The organism is Methylobacterium sp. J-090 (genome assembly GCF_022829345.1).
Taxonomy (GTDB): domain Bacteria; phylum Pseudomonadota; class Alphaproteobacteria; order Rhizobiales; family Beijerinckiaceae; genus Methylobacterium.
This window is the reverse complement of sequence record NZ_JAKSXV010000031.1, coordinates 22,671-37,537: the sequence shown is the minus strand read 5'-3', so window position 1 is coordinate 37,537 and position 14,867 is coordinate 22,671. Positions and strand designations below refer to the sequence as shown.

The following is a 14,867-nucleotide window of genomic DNA, read 5'->3' as shown; positions in this document are numbered from 1 at the left end:
GATGACCGATCCCCTCGTCCTCGCCGTGCCCTCCAAGGGGCGCCTGCAGGAGAACGCCGCCGCCTTCTTCGCCCGCGCCGGGCTCAAGCTCGCGCAGAATACCGGCGCCCGCGACTATCGCGGAAAGCTCGTCGGCGTGCCCGGCGTCGAGGTCCGCTATCTCTCGGCCTCCGAGATCGCGGCGCAGCTGGCCTCGGGCGCCGCCCATCTCGGCATCACCGGCGAGGATCTCATCCGCGAATCCCTGCCCGAGGCGCGGGGGCAGGTCGAACTCCTGACCCCGCTGGGCTTCGGCCAGGCCACGGTGGTGGTCGCCGTGCCCCAGGCCTGGATCGATGTGCGCGCCATGAGCGACCTCGACGAGGTGGCGGCCGAGATGCGGGTGCGCCACGGCAGGCGCCTGCGCATCGCCACGAAATACGTCAACCTCACCCGCCGGTTCTTCGCCGAGCACGGGGTCGCGGATTACCGCATTGTGGAAAGTCTCGGCGCCACCGAGGGCGCTCCGGCGGCGGGCTCGGCCGAGATCATCGTCGACATCACCACCACGGGCGCGACGCTCGCCGCCAACGCCCTGAAGATCCTTGACGACGGGATCATCCTGCGTTCGGAGGCGAACCTCGTCGCCTCCCTCAACGCCCCCTGGGGCTCCAGCCCGCGCAACGCCCTGCGGGCCGTGCTCGGCCGCATCCAGGCCGAGGAGCGGGCCCGCACCACCCGCGAGGTCCGCGCCGCCATGCCCGACGACGGCGACATCGATCTCGCCGGCATCTCCGCCCTGCACGACGCCGAGCTACCCTACGGGGCGCCGGAGGGTCGCGGCGAGATGGTGCTGCACTGTCCCGTCAACGCGGTGTTCGATCTCGCCGACGCCCTGGTGAAGGCCGGGGCTGGCGCGGTGAGCGTGCGCAAGATCGACTACGCCTTCACCCCGGACAACCCGCTGATGGACCGGCTTCTCGCCCGGTTGGGTTAGAGCGGCCCCTGCTTGGCGAATTCCGAGAACACCGCGCGCAGGGTCTTCAGGCGGCCGTCATAGGCCTGCGTGAGGCAGGCGACATCGGCCCCGCAGGCGCGGCGCTCCATCAGCCACGCCTCCTGATCCTCGCGAAGCTTGGCGTTGCCGCCCATGGGCAGCATGGCCCGCAGGATCTCGAAGCGGGTCGCCATCTCCACGTCGCGGTCGTTGAGGGCGAGGGTGGCGCAGACCGCCTTCTCGTCGGGCGCTTCGGCTTTGTCGCACGGGAAGCTCGCCGCCTCCGCGCTGCCGATCGGTCCGCAGACGAGGAAAGCGGCCAGGGCGGCGGTGCGGATCGTCGGCATGCGTGCTCCTGAACTGGCCCGCGAACTGGCGCCCGGCCCGCGACGCATTCGCCGGACGGCTGGTGCCCATACCACGCATGATGACGGCCCGGGTTCCCGATACCTCAGGCGCGCGCCCGCAATTCGGCGAGGTAGGTGCGCAGCAATGCGGCGCGCCTCGGCCGGAAGCTCGTCGCCTCGGCTCGGACTTCCAGGATGCGATCCGTGCGGAACATCCGGAACGCGTCGCGCAGGCGGCACCACGCCAGGACGACGAGCCGCCGGTCGGCATAGACGATGCCGAGGGGCAGGATCGTCCGCTCGGTGACCGCCCCCTCCCCGTCGGCGTACCGGATGGTGACGGCCGTTTCAGCCCAGCACCCGCGGCGGATCGTGGTCATGTCGAGGCTCGACGGATAGCGCACCTCGGGGCGGAAGACGTGCGAGACGGCATGGAACAGGTGCTGCTCACCCTCGTCGGGCAGGGTCGCGGCGACCTTGGCGAGGACCGAAGCGGCGGCCTCCGCCAGAGCCGGATCGCCCATATGCCGGACCTCGGCGAGCCCGAGGGCCAGGGCCTCGATTTCCATCCGGTCGAAGGTTTGCGGCGGCAGCGCGTAATCCTCGGTGAGGCGATAGCCGTAGCCCCGCTCGCCCTCGATCCGGGCCCCGGCCGCCCGCAGGCTGTCGATGTCGCGATAGAGCGAGCGCAGGGAGACCCCGGTCTCCTCGGCGAGCCGCGCGGCGGTCACGGGCGCGGGCAGCACGCGCATCGCCTGAAGCAGACGGAAGAGCCGATCGGTTCGAGCCATCGCGCAACTGCCGGAAACTGTCAGGAGGGGTCGGATATCACAGGCTCGGCAGACCAGCCAGACAGCCCCCGACGCGAGAGCCCGACATGACCGTGAACGCCGTCACCCACCTGAATTTTCGTGGCGAGGCCCGCGCCGCGCTGGCCTTCTACCGCTCCGTCTTCGGCGGCGCGCAGACGGTCGTCTCGTACGAGGATGCCGGGCAGGTCCAGGACCCGTCCGAGGCCGATCAGGTGATCTGGGGCCAGGTGGTGTCCGACACAGGTTTCCGGGTGATGGCCTTCGACGTACCGTCGGCCCGGCCCTGGAATCCCGGGGAAGCCGCGTTCTTCGTGTCGGTGCGTGGCGATTCCCCCGACGAGATCACCGCGTACTGGGAGAAGCTCATCCCGGAGGGGATGGTCCTTCAGCCCCTCGCCCCGTCATTCTGGTCACCCCTGTACGGGATGGTGACGGACCGTTTCGGCATCACCTGGGTGTTGGATGTCGCGGGCGCTCCCGCCGCGTCCTGACCTCGGTACGGTGCCGGGAGGCGATCACCCCCACAGCCCCGGCTTCACCACCACCAGCACCACGATGGCGACCATCAGCAGCGTCGGGCCCTCGTTGAGCACGCGGTAGAACTTGTGGCCGCGGGTGTTCCGGTCGGCGGCGAAGTCCTTGACCATGCGGGCGAGCCAGCCGTGGATGCCGCTCAGGGCGAGCACCAGGACGACCTTCGCCTGGAGCCAGCCGGCGGCGTAGTAGCCGCTCTGCCAGACGAGGATCAGCCCGAAGAGCCAGGTGGCGATCATCGCCGGGGTCATGATCGCCTTGAGGAGCCGGCGCTCCATCACCTTGAAGGTCTCGGACTGCGCCTCTGCGTGCGGTCCGGGCACCAGGGAGGCGTGGTAGACGAACAGGCGCGGCAGGTAGAGCATCGCCGCCATCCACGAGATGACGGCGACGACGTGGAGCGCCTTGATCCAGAGGTAGAGGCCGTCCATCAGCCGCGCAGTCGCTTCAGCATCTGCTCGACATGGGCGATGGGGGTCTGCGGCGTGATGCCGTGGCCGAGGTTGAAGATGTGCGGCAGGCCGTTCGTGGCCTCCAGCACGCCGTCCACGGCCGCGTCCAGGGCCGCTCCGCCCTCGATGAGGGTATCGGGGTGGACATTGCCCTGGGTGACCGTCGAGGCCGGCACACGGGCCCTGAGGGCCGCCAGATCCACCGACCAATCGACGCCGACGGCATCGGCGGCCGTCTCCGGCACCACGCGGGCGTGGCCGTCGAGGCCCGAGCCCCTCGCGAACACGATGATTTTCGCGCCCGGCACCCGGGCCCGCACGCCGGCGATCATCCGGGCGATGGGCTGGAGCGACCAGCGCGTGAGAGCGTCGCGCGGCGTCCCCTCCGGCAGGGCGCTCTCGGCGACCTCGTTGAGCGGGGCCTCGTCCGGTTCGGACGCGCCGCGCACATCCGGCAGAGACCCGGCATGGGATTCGAAGATCTGCACGGCGTCGGCCCCGGCCTCGAGCTGGCGCACGAGGTATTCGGTCTGCACGGTCACGAGGCGGTCGATGAGGGCTTCGACGAGGGCGGTGTCGTGCCGGGCGAGCGCCCGCGACGGTGCGAGGTCGGGGGTGCCGCGTCCGCCGATCATGTAGCTCGCCACGGTCCAGGGCGCGCCGCAGAAGCCGAGCAGGGTGGTCTCGTGGGGAAGCTCGGCCCGGAGCCGCCGCACCGTCTCGAAGACGGGTGCCAGATGCGAAAAAATCGCCGGGTCGTCGGCCTGGCGCAGGCGCGCGAACTCGGCCCGGCCGGCGAGTGGGTCGAGGCGCGGCCCCTCGCCTTCGACGAAGCGCACGTCCTGGCCGAGGGCGTCGGGGATCACGAGGATGTCGGAGAATAGGATCGACGCCTCGAAGCCGAAGCGCCGGATCGGCTGGAGGGTGACCTCCGTGGCGAAGTCCGGATTGTAGCAGAGGTCGAGGAACGAGCCGGCCTTCGCCCTGACCTCCCGGTATTCGGGGAGGTAGCGGCCGGCCTGGCGCATCATCCAGGCGGGAGGCTGCGCCTGCGCCTCGCCCGAGAGCACCCGCAGGACCACGCGGTCCGCCCCATCACCCTGGCTCATCCGATCTCCGACGCCTCAACCCCGTGACCGGGTTGTAGCACCGATGGCCCGGCTGTCTCCCCTCGAAAACCGTCCTTCTCGTCCTTCGACGGGTGGTCGCGACGGATCGATCCCCACACGGCCCTTCTAAAAGGAAAGAGAGATTCTAGGACTCTGTTTTTTCTTTTAGAGGGCTGGATGACGGGAGCGGAAAAGCGTCCACAGGCCGTCCCCGCCGCCACGGCGTTAAGAGGGCTTTAACGGATTGGGAGCAATGTCCCGGATAGACGATGCCGGACAGTGCCTTGCGTGACCCTCCGCGCCGGTGGGCGCCGCATGGTCCCTGATTCTCCCAAAACCGCGTCGCGGCGACGCGCGTCGGACGGCGTGTGTACGCCAGAGTCGACAACACGGGGCGGCTCCTGCCTGGACCCCGGTGGCGAGCCGGCTTATCCACACTCATCGACTCCCCCGAGGCCGGCGCAGTGGACAGGGCCGGCCCGCTCCTTGTCTCCTGATCCCGAGGAGACCGCTTTCTCCATGAGCCGCAGCTACTTCCACCTCCACCTCGTCTCGGATTCCACCGGCGAGACCCTGATCAATGTCGGGCGCGCGGCGGCCGCCCAGTACGAGGGCGTCTCGGCCATCGAGCACGTCTACCCCTTGGTGCGGTCCGGGCCGCAGCTCGAGCGGGTGATCTCCGAGATCGAGGCCGCGCCCGGCCTCGTGCTCTACACGCTCGTCGGCCACGATCTCACCGAGCGCCTGGAGGCGGCCTGCCGCGAGACCGGCTCGCCGTGCCTCTCCGTGCTCCAGCCCGTGCACGCCCTGCTGCAATCCTACCTCGGGGCCGATTCAACGGCCCGGCCGGGGGCGCAGCACATGCTCAACGCCGAGTACTTCAAGCGCATCGACGCCATGAACTTCACCCTGGCGCACGACGACGGCAACCTGCCCGTCGATGTCGACGAGGCCGACGTGATCCTGGTGGGCGTCAGCCGCACCTCGAAGACGCCGACCGCGATCTACCTCGCCAATCGCGGCCTGAAGACCGCGAACTTTCCCCTCGTGCCCGGGATGCCGCTTCCGCCCGCCCTGGAGAACGCGCGAAAGCCCCTCCTCGTCGGGCTGCTGGCGAGTCCCGAGCGCATCGTGCAGATCCGCCAGAACCGGCTGCTCAGCCTCAAGGCCGACGATTCGTCGCTCTACGTCGATCGCAGCGCGGTGGCCGACGAGATCGCGGCGTGCCGGCGCCTGTGCACCAAGCACCGCTGGCCGACCATCGACGTGACGCGCCGCTCCATCGAGGAGACGGCCGCCGCCATCCTCGACCTGCACCGCGAGCACCGGCTGAAGTTCATCGCCACCTGATCGCGCGAACCAACCGCGTCCCGCGTGGGTTGACGCTTCGATCCGCCACTTCGGGATGCCCGATGCCGAACCGTCTCGCTTGCGCCGCCCTCCTCGCCCTGATCGTCGGCGCGTCCGTCTCCCCTGCCGAGGCCGGCCGCGCGCAGGATCATCAGTACCGCAACAAGAGCCACAAATATTCCTGCCGGCCGCCGCTCAAGTTCGCAGCGGGCGCCTGCGTCGCCCGGTGTCCGGGCGGTTTCCAGGACAACGGCCGCTATTGCCGCTTCCGCAGCATGCGCCGTTAGACCCGGGCCCACCTTGTCGTGTCGCGGCGATCCGTGACACTGGAGCGATGGATTTCTCCTCCCCCCTGTGGCGCGGCGCCGAGCCGTTGCTCCTCGCCTCCACCAGCCCGACAAGGCATGCGCTCCTCAGGGGCGCCGGCCTGACCGCCGAGACGGAGAGCCCCGGTGTGGACGAGCGCGCCGTCGAGGCCGCGTGCGTCGGGCTTGGCCCGACGGATCTCGCCGTGCGTCTCGCCCTCGCCAAGGCCGAGGCGGTGATCGCCCGCGCGCCGGGCCGGATCGTCGTCGGAGCCGATCAGGTGCTCGAATGCGACGGGGTCGTGTTCCACAAGCCCGCCGATGCGGCCGCCGCCCGCACCCAGCTCGCGCGCCTCGCCGGGCGCACCCACCGACTCCATTCCGCCGTGGCCCTGTGCGGCGGCGGGCACGCCCCGGAGACCTTCGTCGAGACGGCGCATCTCACCCTGCGGCCCCTCGATGCGGCTTCCATCGCGGCCTACGTGGCGCTCGCCGGTCCCGGCGCGACGGCGAGCGTCGGCGCCTACCAGCTCGAAGGCCTCGGCATCCATCTCTTCACGCGGATCGATGGCGACCACACCACCATCCTGGGCCTGCCCCTGCTCCCCCTGCTGGCCCGCCTGCGCGCCCGACAGCTTCTGGCGTTCTAGATGCACGATCCGTTCGGCGGCCCGCGATGATCGGGCCCGTCCTCCTCGCCCTGGTCCCCATCGGGTTGCTGATCGCATTGGGGGCCGGCCTGCGCCGGGCCGGCTTTCCCGGCGAGACGTTCTGGCCCCAGGCCGAACGCCTCAGTTACTACGTCCTGCTGCCGTCCCTGTTCGTCCATGGACTCGCCACCGCGCATCTCGAGGGCGTGCCGGTGCTCGCCCTAGTCGCCGTGCTCGTCGCGTCCACCTGCGCCGTCGCCGCGGCCCTCGTGGCAGCGCGAAAACGCCTCGGCTTTCCGGGGGCGGCCTTCACCTCGGTGTTCCAGGGCGGGGTCCGCTTCAACAACTACGTCGGCGTCTCGGCGGCCATCGGGGTGTTCGGAACCCAAGGGGTCGCCCTGGCCGCGGTGGCGAACGCCGCCATCGTCCCCACGGTGAACATCCTCTGCGTCCTCGTCTTCGCCCGCTTCGGCACGGGCGGACGGCCCAGCCCGGCCGGCCTCGCCCGCCAACTCGCCCTCAATCCTCTGGTGGTCGCGTGCCTCGGTGGCATCCTGCTGCAGGTGACGGGGCTCGGCGTGCCGCCCGGCTTCGAGCCGATGCTCAAGGCGCTGGGGCAGGCGTCCCTGCCCCTCGGCCTGCTCTGCGTCGGGGCCGCCCTCGACCTGTCGTCGGCGCGCACCTGGATGCGCCCGGTCCTGGTGTCCTCGGCCGTCAAGTTCCTCGCGATGCCGCTCGCCACGATCCTGGCCTGTCGCGCCCTCGGCCTGCACGGACCGGCCGCCCTGACCGCCCTGATCTTCCAGGTTCTGCCGACGGCCTCGTCCTCCTACATCATGGCGCGCCAGCTCGGCGGCGACGCCCCCCTGATGGCGGGCATCGTGGCGGTCCAGACCATCCTGGCCGGCCTCGCCATCCCCCTGGTCCTGATGATTCTCCAGGGCTTTGCGGTCTGAGGGCACCGGGCGGGACAAGGCCGGACGGGGCCGCGTCGTCATCCACGCTGGATGGATGGGGGCATCGCGGCTATGGGCATCTCACGGCGGTCGGAGGCTCGGCCGGGTGCGATGGAGATCCCATGGCTGGACGTCACCACGACCACGATCATGCCGGACACGATCACGGGCATCGGCACAGCCATGGCGGCCACGGGGGTGGTCATGGCGGCGGGCACGTCCACGCGCCGGCCTCGTTCGGCCGGGCCTTCGCCATCGGCATCGTCCTCAACACCGGGTTCGTGATCGTCGAGGCCGGCTACGGCTTCGCCTCGCAATCCATGGCCCTGGTGGCCGATGCGGGCCACAACCTGTCGGACGTGCTCGGCCTCGTCGTCGCCTGGATCGCCTCGGTGCTGGTCAAGCGGCGTCCCAGCTCGCGTTTCACCTACGGGCTGCGCGGCTCCTCGATTCTCGCCGCCCTGTTCAACGCCGTGTTCCTGCTGGTGGCCACGGGCGCCATAATCTGGGAGGCGATCCTGCGCATCATGGACCCCGCGCCCGTGGCGGGCGTGACCGTGATGGTGGTGGCCGGCATCGGCATTGCGATCAACGGCATCACCGCGTGGCTGTTCGCCTCCGGCAAGGGCAGCGACATCAACATCCGCGGCGCCTACCTGCACATGATGGCCGACGCCGCCGTGTCGCTCGGCGTCGTGCTCGCCGGCCTCGCCATCGTGCTCACGGGCGCGGTGTGGATCGACCCCGTGGTGAGTCTCGCCATCGCCGGCCTCATCGTCTGGATGACCTGGGGTTTGCTCCGCGACAGCGTGGTCATGGCCCTGTCGGCGGTGCCGCCGGGCATCGACCCGGAGGCCGTGCGCGGGTTCCTGGCCGCCCGGCCGGGCGTGTCCGCGCTCCACGATCTCCACATCTGGCCGATGAGCACCACGGAGATCGCGCTCACCGCCCACCTCGTCATGCCGGCCGGGCACCCGGGCAATGCCTTCCTGCTCGGCCTCGCCGAGGACTTGCGGAGAACCTTCGGCATCGGGCACGCGACCGTGCAGATCGAAGGGGCGGACGGTCCCGCCTGTCACCTGACCCCGGAGGACGTGGTGTGACGAAGGCCTTCGTCGTCGGACATCCCATCGCCCATTCGCGCTCGCCGCTGATCCACGGCCACTGGCTCGCCGCGCACGGCATCGCGGGCACCTACGAACGCATCGACGTGGCGCCGGAGGCGTTTGCGGAGTTTCTGAAGACCCTGCGCGAAAAGGGGTTCGCGGGCGGCAACGTCACGATCCCTCACAAGGAGGCGGCCTTCGCCCGCGTCGACGAACTGACGCCGCGGGCGAAGACGATCGGCGCGGTCAACACCGTGTTCTTCGACGCGGACGGCCGCCTGTGGGGCGACAACACCGACGCGCCGGGCTTCATCGCCCATCTCGACCAGAGTCTGGGCGCCGATCGGCTGGACCGCACCGGTGGAACGGCCGTGGTGCTCGGAGCCGGAGGGGCGGCGCGTGCCATCGTGGTGGGTTTGCTGGAGCGTGGCCTGACCCGCATTCAGGTCGCCAACCGCACCCGTGCCCGCGCCGAGGCCCTCGTGGCCCTCGATCCTCAACGGGTCGCCGCCCTCGACTGGGCCGACCTGCCGACCGCGTTGTCCGGGGCGGGACTCCTCGTCAACACCACGTCGCTCGGCATGGCCGGCCACGGCGTCCTCGACCTCGACCTGACGCCCCTGCCCGCCTCGGCGAGTGTCGCCGACATCGTCTACGCGCCCCTGGAAACCCCGCTGCTCGCCACCGCGCGCGCGCGGGGCCTCGCCGCCGTCGATGGCCTCGGGATGCTGCTCCACCAGGCGGTGCCCGGCTTCGAGCGCTGGTTCGGCGTGCGGCCGGCCGTGACGCCGGCCCTGCGCGACCGCATCGTCGCGGATCTCGTCGGCCCACGAGCCGGTCCATGAGCCGGCCGCTCGTCCTCGGCCTCACCGGCTCCATCGGCATGGGCAAGTCCGCCACCGCCGCGCTGTTTTCCGCACGCGGCATTCCGGTCCACGATGCCGATGCGGCGGTCCATGCCCTCTACGCGCCCGGCGGCGCGGCCTCCATCGCCATCGCCAAGGAGTTTCCCGGCATCCTGGCCGCGGACGGATCCGTCGATCGGGGGCGCCTGCGGGCAACGGTGCTCGGCCACCCGGAGCGCCTCGCCGCCCTGGAATCCCTGGTCCATCCCCTGGCGCGCCGGGCCGCCGGCGATTTCCTCGCCGCCCACGCGCAGGCGCCCGTCGCCGTCCTCGACATCCCCCTCCTGTTCGAGACCGGTGGCGACGCGCGCTGCGACGCGGTGCTCGTCGTCACCGCCCCGGCCGAGGTTCAGCGCCAACGGGTGCTGGCCCGCCCCGGCATGGACGCGGCGACCTTCGAATCGATCCTCGCCAAGCAGATGTCGGATTCCGAGAAGCGTGCCCGAGCGGATTTCGTCCTCGATACCAGCCTGGGCTTCGCCCATGCCGAGGCCGAGGTCGATGGGATCCTGGCGCGCCTGCGCGGGATGCCATCCCCGCCTTGAACCCGTCCGGTCTCCGGCGCATGGTCGACCACCCCCGCCCTCCACGGACCCTGAGCGATGCTGCGCGAGATCGTCCTCGATACCGAGACCACCGGCACCGACGCCAAGAACGGCGACCGCCTCATCGAGATCGGCTGCGTCGAGCTCATCAACCACGTCCAGACCGGGGCGTTTTTTCACAAGCAGGTCAACCCGATGCGCCCCGTGTCGCAGGGCGCCTTCGCGGTCCATGGCATCTCGGATGCGATGCTGGCCAACAAGCCGGTCTTCGCCGACATCGTCGACGAGTTCCGCGCGTTCTGTCGGGATTCCCCCCTGGTGATCCACAACGCGCCCTTCGACGTCGGCTTCCTCAACATGGAATACGCCCGCCTCGGGGCCGCGGCACCACCGCCCATCGATCTTTCCGACGTGATCGACACCCTGCAACTGGCCCGGCGCAAGCATACCGGCGCGTCCAACACCCTGGATGCCCTGTGCGTGCGCTACGGCATCGACACCACCCGTCGCACCAAGCACGGCGCGCTCCTCGACTCGCAGATCCTGGCGGAGGTCTATGTCGAGCTGTTGGGCGGCAAGCAGACGAGTCTGGGGCTCGCCGCCATCGAGATTCCGGTCGAGACCGGGCCGGCGCTCGCCGGGGACGGCACGCCCATCGGGCCGCGTCGCCTGCGCCACCGCCTCACCCCGGAGGAGAGCGCCCGCCACGCCGCCTTCCTCGCCACCCTCGGGCCTGCCTCCGTGTGGCGCGACTATCTCGGTGAAGACGGGACGGCCTGACCCATGCGGCTTGTGCGGATCGACGACACCCTCTCGGTGGCGAGCCAGCCGACGCTCGCCGAGATCGAGGCGCTCGGGGACGAGGGCGTCACCACCCTGATCAACAACCGGCCCGACGGCGAGGAGCCGGGCCAGCCCGGCACGGCGGCCGAGGCCGCCGCCGCGCAGGCCGCGGGCTTGGTCTATCACCACCTGCCGATGACGGGCGCCACCCTCGGCCGGGCCGAGATCGACGCGTTTCGCGCGGCTGTGACGGCCGCCCCCGGCCCCGTCGTCGCCCATTGCCGCTCCGGCACCCGCTCCCTGACGCTCCATGTGCTCGGCGCCGTCCTCGACGGGCGCATGCGCCGCGATGACGTGCGCGCCTTCGGGACCCGTCACGGTTTCGACCTCACCGGTGCCGTCGCGTGGCTCGACGCCAACGCACCTGATACGACCTCCGCCTGATCACAGCGGTGTCGGTGTCAGGAAGCCCGCGCGACATCTGAGCGAAGCCCGGATCCGCCATCCCGAAGGGATCCAACCGGATCGGGCATGAGACCGCCGGCTGGGCCGATTGTGCGGTGCGTCTCGGATTTCGGACGCCCCCCGGCCTGAACGAAACGAAATTCCTTTCTCGATCCAGATCGAGAATAAAATCATCTTCTGACCGACTTATCTTTGCGGAAACGTTTCATTGACCCATCGGTGACCGTGGGACATCTTTTCGGGAGTGCGGCGTTGCTTTTGGCGACACTGATTTTTCCTGAAGATCTGTTCGATCGGAACCCTCATGACACGTCCCCGCATCGTCGGTTTCAGCGCGAACCTGCAGCGTCCCTCGAAGACGCGCAGCCTCGTCGAGGCGGTCGCGGCGCAGACCGAGACGCGGATCCAGGCCGAGATCCAGCTGTTCGACATGGTCGATGCCGGTGCCGCCCTCGGCGCCGCCTGGTCGCGCCAGGACCTGTCCCTGCCGGCCCGCCGCATCGTCGAGGCCATTGAGGGGGCGGACGCTCTCATCGTCGGCTCCCCGGTCTACAAGGGTGCCTATACGGGCCTGTTCAAGCACCTGTTCGACCTCGTCGATCCCACGGCGCTGACGGGCAAGCCCGTAGCCATCGTCGCCACGGGCGGCGGCGCCCGCCACGCCCTCGTGGTCGAGCACGCCTTCCGGCCCCTGTTCGGATTCTTCGGGGCGCTGGCCCTGCCCACCGCCGTCTACGCGTCGGATGCCGACTTCACCGACGGCGCCCTCACCGATCCCGGCGTGCGCGCGCGCGTCGCCGAGGCCGCCGGCCAGCTCGCGAGCCAGCTCATCCACGCCTCGGCGGCGCGCGAGCCCGTCCGCGCCGTGGCCGGAGCCGCCCGGTGATCGACCGGCGCACCCTCCTGGCGACGGGCCTCGCCGCCGCCGCGGCCCGGCCCGCCCGGGCGGCCGACCCCGTGTTCCGCATCGGTTACCAGAAGAACGGCATCCTCGTCGTCGCCAAGCAGCAGGGCGTCCTTGAGGCGCGCCTGAAACCCCTCGGATACCGCGTCGGTTGGACCGAGTTCTCGTTCGGGCCGCCGCTCCTCGAAGCGCTCAACCTCGGCGGCATCGATTTCGGCCAGACCGGCGACGCCCCGCCGATCTTCGCCCAGGCGGCGGGCTGCCATCTCGTCTACGCGGCGGCGCAAGGTGCGGCGGGCTCGGGCGCCGCGATCCTGGTGGCGGAAGATTCACCGATCCGCGCGCTGGCCGATCTCAAGGGCAAGCGCGTCGCCTTCGCGAAAGCGTCGAGCGCCCACAACCTCACCCTGGCGGCCCTGGCCAAGGCCGGCCTGACCTACGCCGACATCGTCCCCGTGACCCTGGCGCCGGCGGATGCGGCGGCCGCGTTCGTCAGCGGCCAGGTCGACGCCTGGGCCATCTGGGACCCCTATTTCGCCATCGCGCAGGGGCGTCCCGGCGTGCGCGTCCTGGCTCTCGCGACGGACATCGCCCGGCCCAACAACTTCTTCCTCGCCAACCGCACCGTGGCGCAGGCCCAACCCCGGATCGTGAAGGCCGCCATCGCGGCGCTCTCCGACGTGGCGACCTGGTGCGAAGCCAATCGCCACGATGTGGCGGCGATCCTGTCGCGCGGCACCGGCGTCCCCCTCGCGGCCACCGAGCGCGCCGTCGCCCGTACGGACTACGTCATCGGCCCGGTGACGCCCGAACTCGTGGCCGAGCAGCAGGCCATCGCCGACCGCTTCCACGCCGCCGGCCTGATCCCGAAGCCCATCCGCGTCTCCGACGCGGTGTGGGCGGCACCCCCCAACGGCTGACATGTCATGGCACGTTCCCCCATCTCGGATTTCCGAGCCTCCGCGCCCCGTACCCTCGCCCCCCTCCTCGACGGCGCCACCCAGCGCCTCACACCCTGGCTCCTGCCGCTAGGCATCGTCCTCGGCTGGCAGGCGGCGAGCTCCGCCGGCCTCGTCTCGACCCGGTTCATGCCGGCTCCGCTGGACGTGATCGCGGCGGGCTGGCAGCTCGGCCGCACCGGCGAACTCTGGGCCAACCTCTGGGTCAGCACCCTGCGGGCGCTGGCGGGGTTCGCCGTCGGCGGCGGCATCGGCTTCGCCCTCGGCCTCGCCAACGGCCTGTCGCGCGCCTCCGACCGACTCACGGACACCACCGTGCAGATGGTGCGCAACGTGCCCCACCTGTCCCTCATCCCCCTGGTGATCCTGTGGTTCGGCATCGGCGAGGAAGCCAAGCTCTTCCTCGTGGCGCTCGGCGTGTTCTTCCCCGTCTACGCCAACACGCTGCACGGCATCCGCTCCGTCGACCCGCAACTCGTGGAGATGGGCCGGGTCTACGGGCTGTCGTCGTTCAGCCTGTTCACCCGGGTGGTGCTGCCCGGTGCCCTGCCGTCGATCTTCGTCGGCCTGCGCTACGCGCTCGGCATCATGTGGCTCACCCTCATCGTCGCCGAGACCATCTCGGCCTCCTCCGGGCTCGGCTACATGGCCATGCAGGCGCGGGAGTTCATGCTCGTCGACGTCGTGGTCCTCGCCATCGTGATCTACGCCGGCCTCGGCAAGCTCGCCGACGTGCTCACCCGCTGGCTCGAGCGCACGTGTCTGGCCTGGAACCCGGCCTACCGGACCGTCTGAGGCGCCGCCTCGCTCAACCTGATCAGAACATCCACGGAAACCTGGCCATGATCGCCACCGCCCTGCGCGCCCACGATGCCGCCGCACCTGAAATCGCACCGGTCCGGAAGCCCACCGACCGACCTGCGAAGGGGCCGGTTCCCCGCGCCCGGACGCCCGAGGCCGCGGCCATGGGCGGCCTCGCCGTCACCGTCCGCGACCTGTCGAAGTCCTTCGACGGCAACACGGTGATCACCGGCCTCGACCTCCACATCCCGGCCGGACAGTTCGTCGCCGTCGTCGGCCGCTCGGGCTGCGGCAAGAGCACCCTGCTGCGGCTGATCCTCGGCCTGGAGCAGCCCAGCGCCGGCCGCGTCGTCCTCGAATCCGACGCCGTGCGCCCGGCCCCGAAGCGCATCATGTTCCAGGAGCCGCGCCTCCTGCCCTGGGCCAAGGTGGTGGACAACGTCGCGGTGGGCTTGGGGGAATCCGGCACCAGGGCCGAGCGCCGCGCGCGCGCGCAGAGCGCGCTCGCCGAAGTCGGCCTCTCCGACAAGTCGGCCAACTGGCCCGCCACCCTGTCCGGCGGCCAGCGCCAGCGCGTGGCGCTCGCCCGCGCCCTCGTCTCGCGTCCCGGCCTCCTCGCCCTCGACGAGCCCCTGGGAGCCCTCGACGCCCTCACCCGCATCGACATGCAGGCGATGATCGAGGGGATCTGGCGGGCGCAGGGGTTCACCGCTCTGTTGGTCACCCACGACGTCGCCGAGGCCGTGGCCATGGCCGACCGCATCCTCGTCGTCGAGAACGGGCATATCGCCTTCGACGTGAAGGTCGAGGTGCCCCGCCCGCGCCGGCGCGGCGATCCGGATCTCGCGGCCCTCGAAGGCCGCATCCTCGACCATCTCCTTCAGAATCACGCGCCGGCCTGAGCCGCG

19 protein-coding genes are annotated in these 14,867 nt (G+C 70.7%); 15 read left to right on the top strand and 4 right to left on the bottom strand.

Annotated features, from left to right (window positions below; genetic code table 11):
- Position 1: 1 nt before the first annotated feature.
- Complete coding sequence (gene hisG / locus MKK49_RS04635) at positions 2 to 976, top strand: ATP phosphoribosyltransferase (RefSeq protein WP_244026979.1); 975 nt, start codon at positions 2 to 4, stop codon at positions 974 to 976.
- Here the strand turns inward: hisG and MKK49_RS04630 are convergent.
- Both MKK49_RS04630 and MKK49_RS04625 read right to left on the bottom strand, forming a co-directional pair.
- Positions 973 to 1,323 carry a lysozyme inhibitor LprI family protein gene (locus tag MKK49_RS04630; RefSeq protein WP_244026889.1) on the bottom strand — a complete coding sequence of 117 codons (351 nt, stop codon included), beginning with the start codon at positions 1,321 to 1,323 and terminating at the stop codon, positions 973 to 975. The genes hisG and MKK49_RS04630 overlap by 4 nt on opposite strands.
- 104 nt (positions 1,324 to 1,427) lie before the next feature.
- Positions 1,428 to 2,114 carry a helix-turn-helix transcriptional regulator gene (locus tag MKK49_RS04625; RefSeq protein WP_244026888.1) on the bottom strand — a complete coding sequence of 229 codons (687 nt, stop codon included), beginning with the start codon at positions 2,112 to 2,114 and terminating at the stop codon, positions 1,428 to 1,430.
- A gap of 86 nt (positions 2,115 to 2,200) precedes the next feature.
- On the opposite strand from MKK49_RS04625, the gene MKK49_RS04620 reads away from it, so the two are divergent.
- Positions 2,201 to 2,626, top strand: coding sequence for a VOC family protein (locus tag MKK49_RS04620; RefSeq protein WP_244026887.1), 426 nt, complete (start codon positions 2,201 to 2,203; stop codon positions 2,624 to 2,626).
- Positions 2,627 to 2,650: 24 nt separating this feature from the next.
- On the opposite strand, the gene hemJ is transcribed toward MKK49_RS04620, so the two are convergent.
- Positions 2,651 to 3,100: a protoporphyrinogen oxidase HemJ gene (gene hemJ, locus MKK49_RS04615; RefSeq protein ID WP_244026886.1), complete on the bottom strand. Its 450-nt coding sequence runs from the start codon at positions 3,098 to 3,100 to the stop codon at positions 2,651 to 2,653.
- Positions 3,100 to 4,230, bottom strand: a complete 1,131-nt coding sequence (locus MKK49_RS04610; protein WP_244026885.1) for a uroporphyrinogen decarboxylase — start codon at positions 4,228 to 4,230, stop codon at positions 3,100 to 3,102. Before MKK49_RS04610 ends, hemJ begins: the two co-directional genes overlap by 1 nt.
- Positions 4,231 to 4,749: 519 nt before the next feature.
- On the opposite strand from MKK49_RS04610, the gene MKK49_RS04605 reads away from it, so the two are divergent.
- The 13 genes from MKK49_RS04605 to MKK49_RS04545 all read left to right on the top strand — a co-directional run bounded on the left by MKK49_RS04605 (position 4,750) and on the right by MKK49_RS04545 (position 14,861).
- Positions 4,750 to 5,580 (top strand): pyruvate, water dikinase regulatory protein, encoded by an 831-nt coding sequence (locus tag MKK49_RS04605; RefSeq protein ID WP_244026884.1) that lies wholly within the window; start codon positions 4,750 to 4,752, stop codon positions 5,578 to 5,580.
- Between the two features lie 62 nt (positions 5,581 to 5,642).
- Positions 5,643 to 5,867, top strand: a complete 225-nt coding sequence (locus MKK49_RS04600) for a hypothetical protein (RefSeq protein ID WP_244026883.1) — start codon at positions 5,643 to 5,645, stop codon at positions 5,865 to 5,867.
- Positions 5,868 to 5,914: 47 nt separating this feature from the next.
- Entirely contained in the window at positions 5,915 to 6,535 is a 621-nt protein-coding gene (locus tag MKK49_RS04595; protein ID WP_244026882.1) for a Maf family protein, read from the top strand.
- Positions 6,536 to 6,561: 26 nt separating this feature from the next.
- Entirely contained in the window at positions 6,562 to 7,491 is a 930-nt protein-coding gene (locus MKK49_RS04590) for an AEC family transporter (RefSeq protein ID WP_244026881.1), read from the top strand.
- A gap of 122 nt (positions 7,492 to 7,613) precedes the next feature.
- Positions 7,614 to 8,594, top strand: a complete 981-nt coding sequence (locus MKK49_RS04585; protein WP_244026880.1) for a cation diffusion facilitator family transporter — start codon at positions 7,614 to 7,616, stop codon at positions 8,592 to 8,594.
- On the top strand, positions 8,591 to 9,442 hold the full coding sequence (locus tag MKK49_RS04580) for a shikimate dehydrogenase (protein WP_244026879.1): 852 nt from the start codon (positions 8,591 to 8,593) through the stop codon (positions 9,440 to 9,442). The genes MKK49_RS04585 and MKK49_RS04580 overlap by 4 nt, the downstream gene beginning before the upstream one ends.
- The gene (gene coaE, locus MKK49_RS04575; protein ID WP_244026878.1) at positions 9,439 to 10,047 is read left to right on the top strand and encodes a dephospho-CoA kinase; all 609 of its coding nucleotides are present in this window, start codon (positions 9,439 to 9,441) and stop codon (positions 10,045 to 10,047) included. Before MKK49_RS04580 ends, coaE begins: the two co-directional genes overlap by 4 nt.
- A 57-nt stretch (positions 10,048 to 10,104) precedes the next feature.
- A complete protein-coding gene (gene dnaQ, locus MKK49_RS04570) occupies positions 10,105 to 10,827 on the top strand; it encodes a DNA polymerase III subunit epsilon (RefSeq protein WP_244026877.1) in 723 nt (240 codons plus the stop codon).
- 3 nt (positions 10,828 to 10,830) lie between these two features.
- Positions 10,831 to 11,274, top strand: coding sequence for a TIGR01244 family sulfur transferase (locus MKK49_RS04565; protein WP_244026876.1), 444 nt, complete (start codon positions 10,831 to 10,833; stop codon positions 11,272 to 11,274).
- Positions 11,275 to 11,599: 325 nt separating this feature from the next.
- The gene (gene msuE / locus MKK49_RS04560) at positions 11,600 to 12,181 is read left to right on the top strand and encodes an FMN reductase (RefSeq protein ID WP_244026875.1); all 582 of its coding nucleotides are present in this window, start codon (positions 11,600 to 11,602) and stop codon (positions 12,179 to 12,181) included.
- Positions 12,178 to 13,119 (top strand): aliphatic sulfonate ABC transporter substrate-binding protein, encoded by a 942-nt coding sequence (locus MKK49_RS04555; protein ID WP_244026874.1) that lies wholly within the window; start codon positions 12,178 to 12,180, stop codon positions 13,117 to 13,119. The genes msuE and MKK49_RS04555 overlap by 4 nt, the downstream gene beginning before the upstream one ends.
- Before the next feature lie 6 nt (positions 13,120 to 13,125).
- Complete coding sequence (gene ssuC, locus MKK49_RS04550; RefSeq protein WP_244026873.1) at positions 13,126 to 13,953, top strand: aliphatic sulfonate ABC transporter permease SsuC; 828 nt, start codon at positions 13,126 to 13,128, stop codon at positions 13,951 to 13,953.
- A 47-nt stretch (positions 13,954 to 14,000) separates the two neighbouring features.
- Positions 14,001 to 14,861 carry an ATP-binding cassette domain-containing protein gene (locus tag MKK49_RS04545; RefSeq protein ID WP_244026872.1) on the top strand — a complete coding sequence of 287 codons (861 nt, stop codon included), beginning with the start codon at positions 14,001 to 14,003 and terminating at the stop codon, positions 14,859 to 14,861.
- The last annotated feature ends 6 nt before the right edge of the window (positions 14,862 to 14,867 follow it).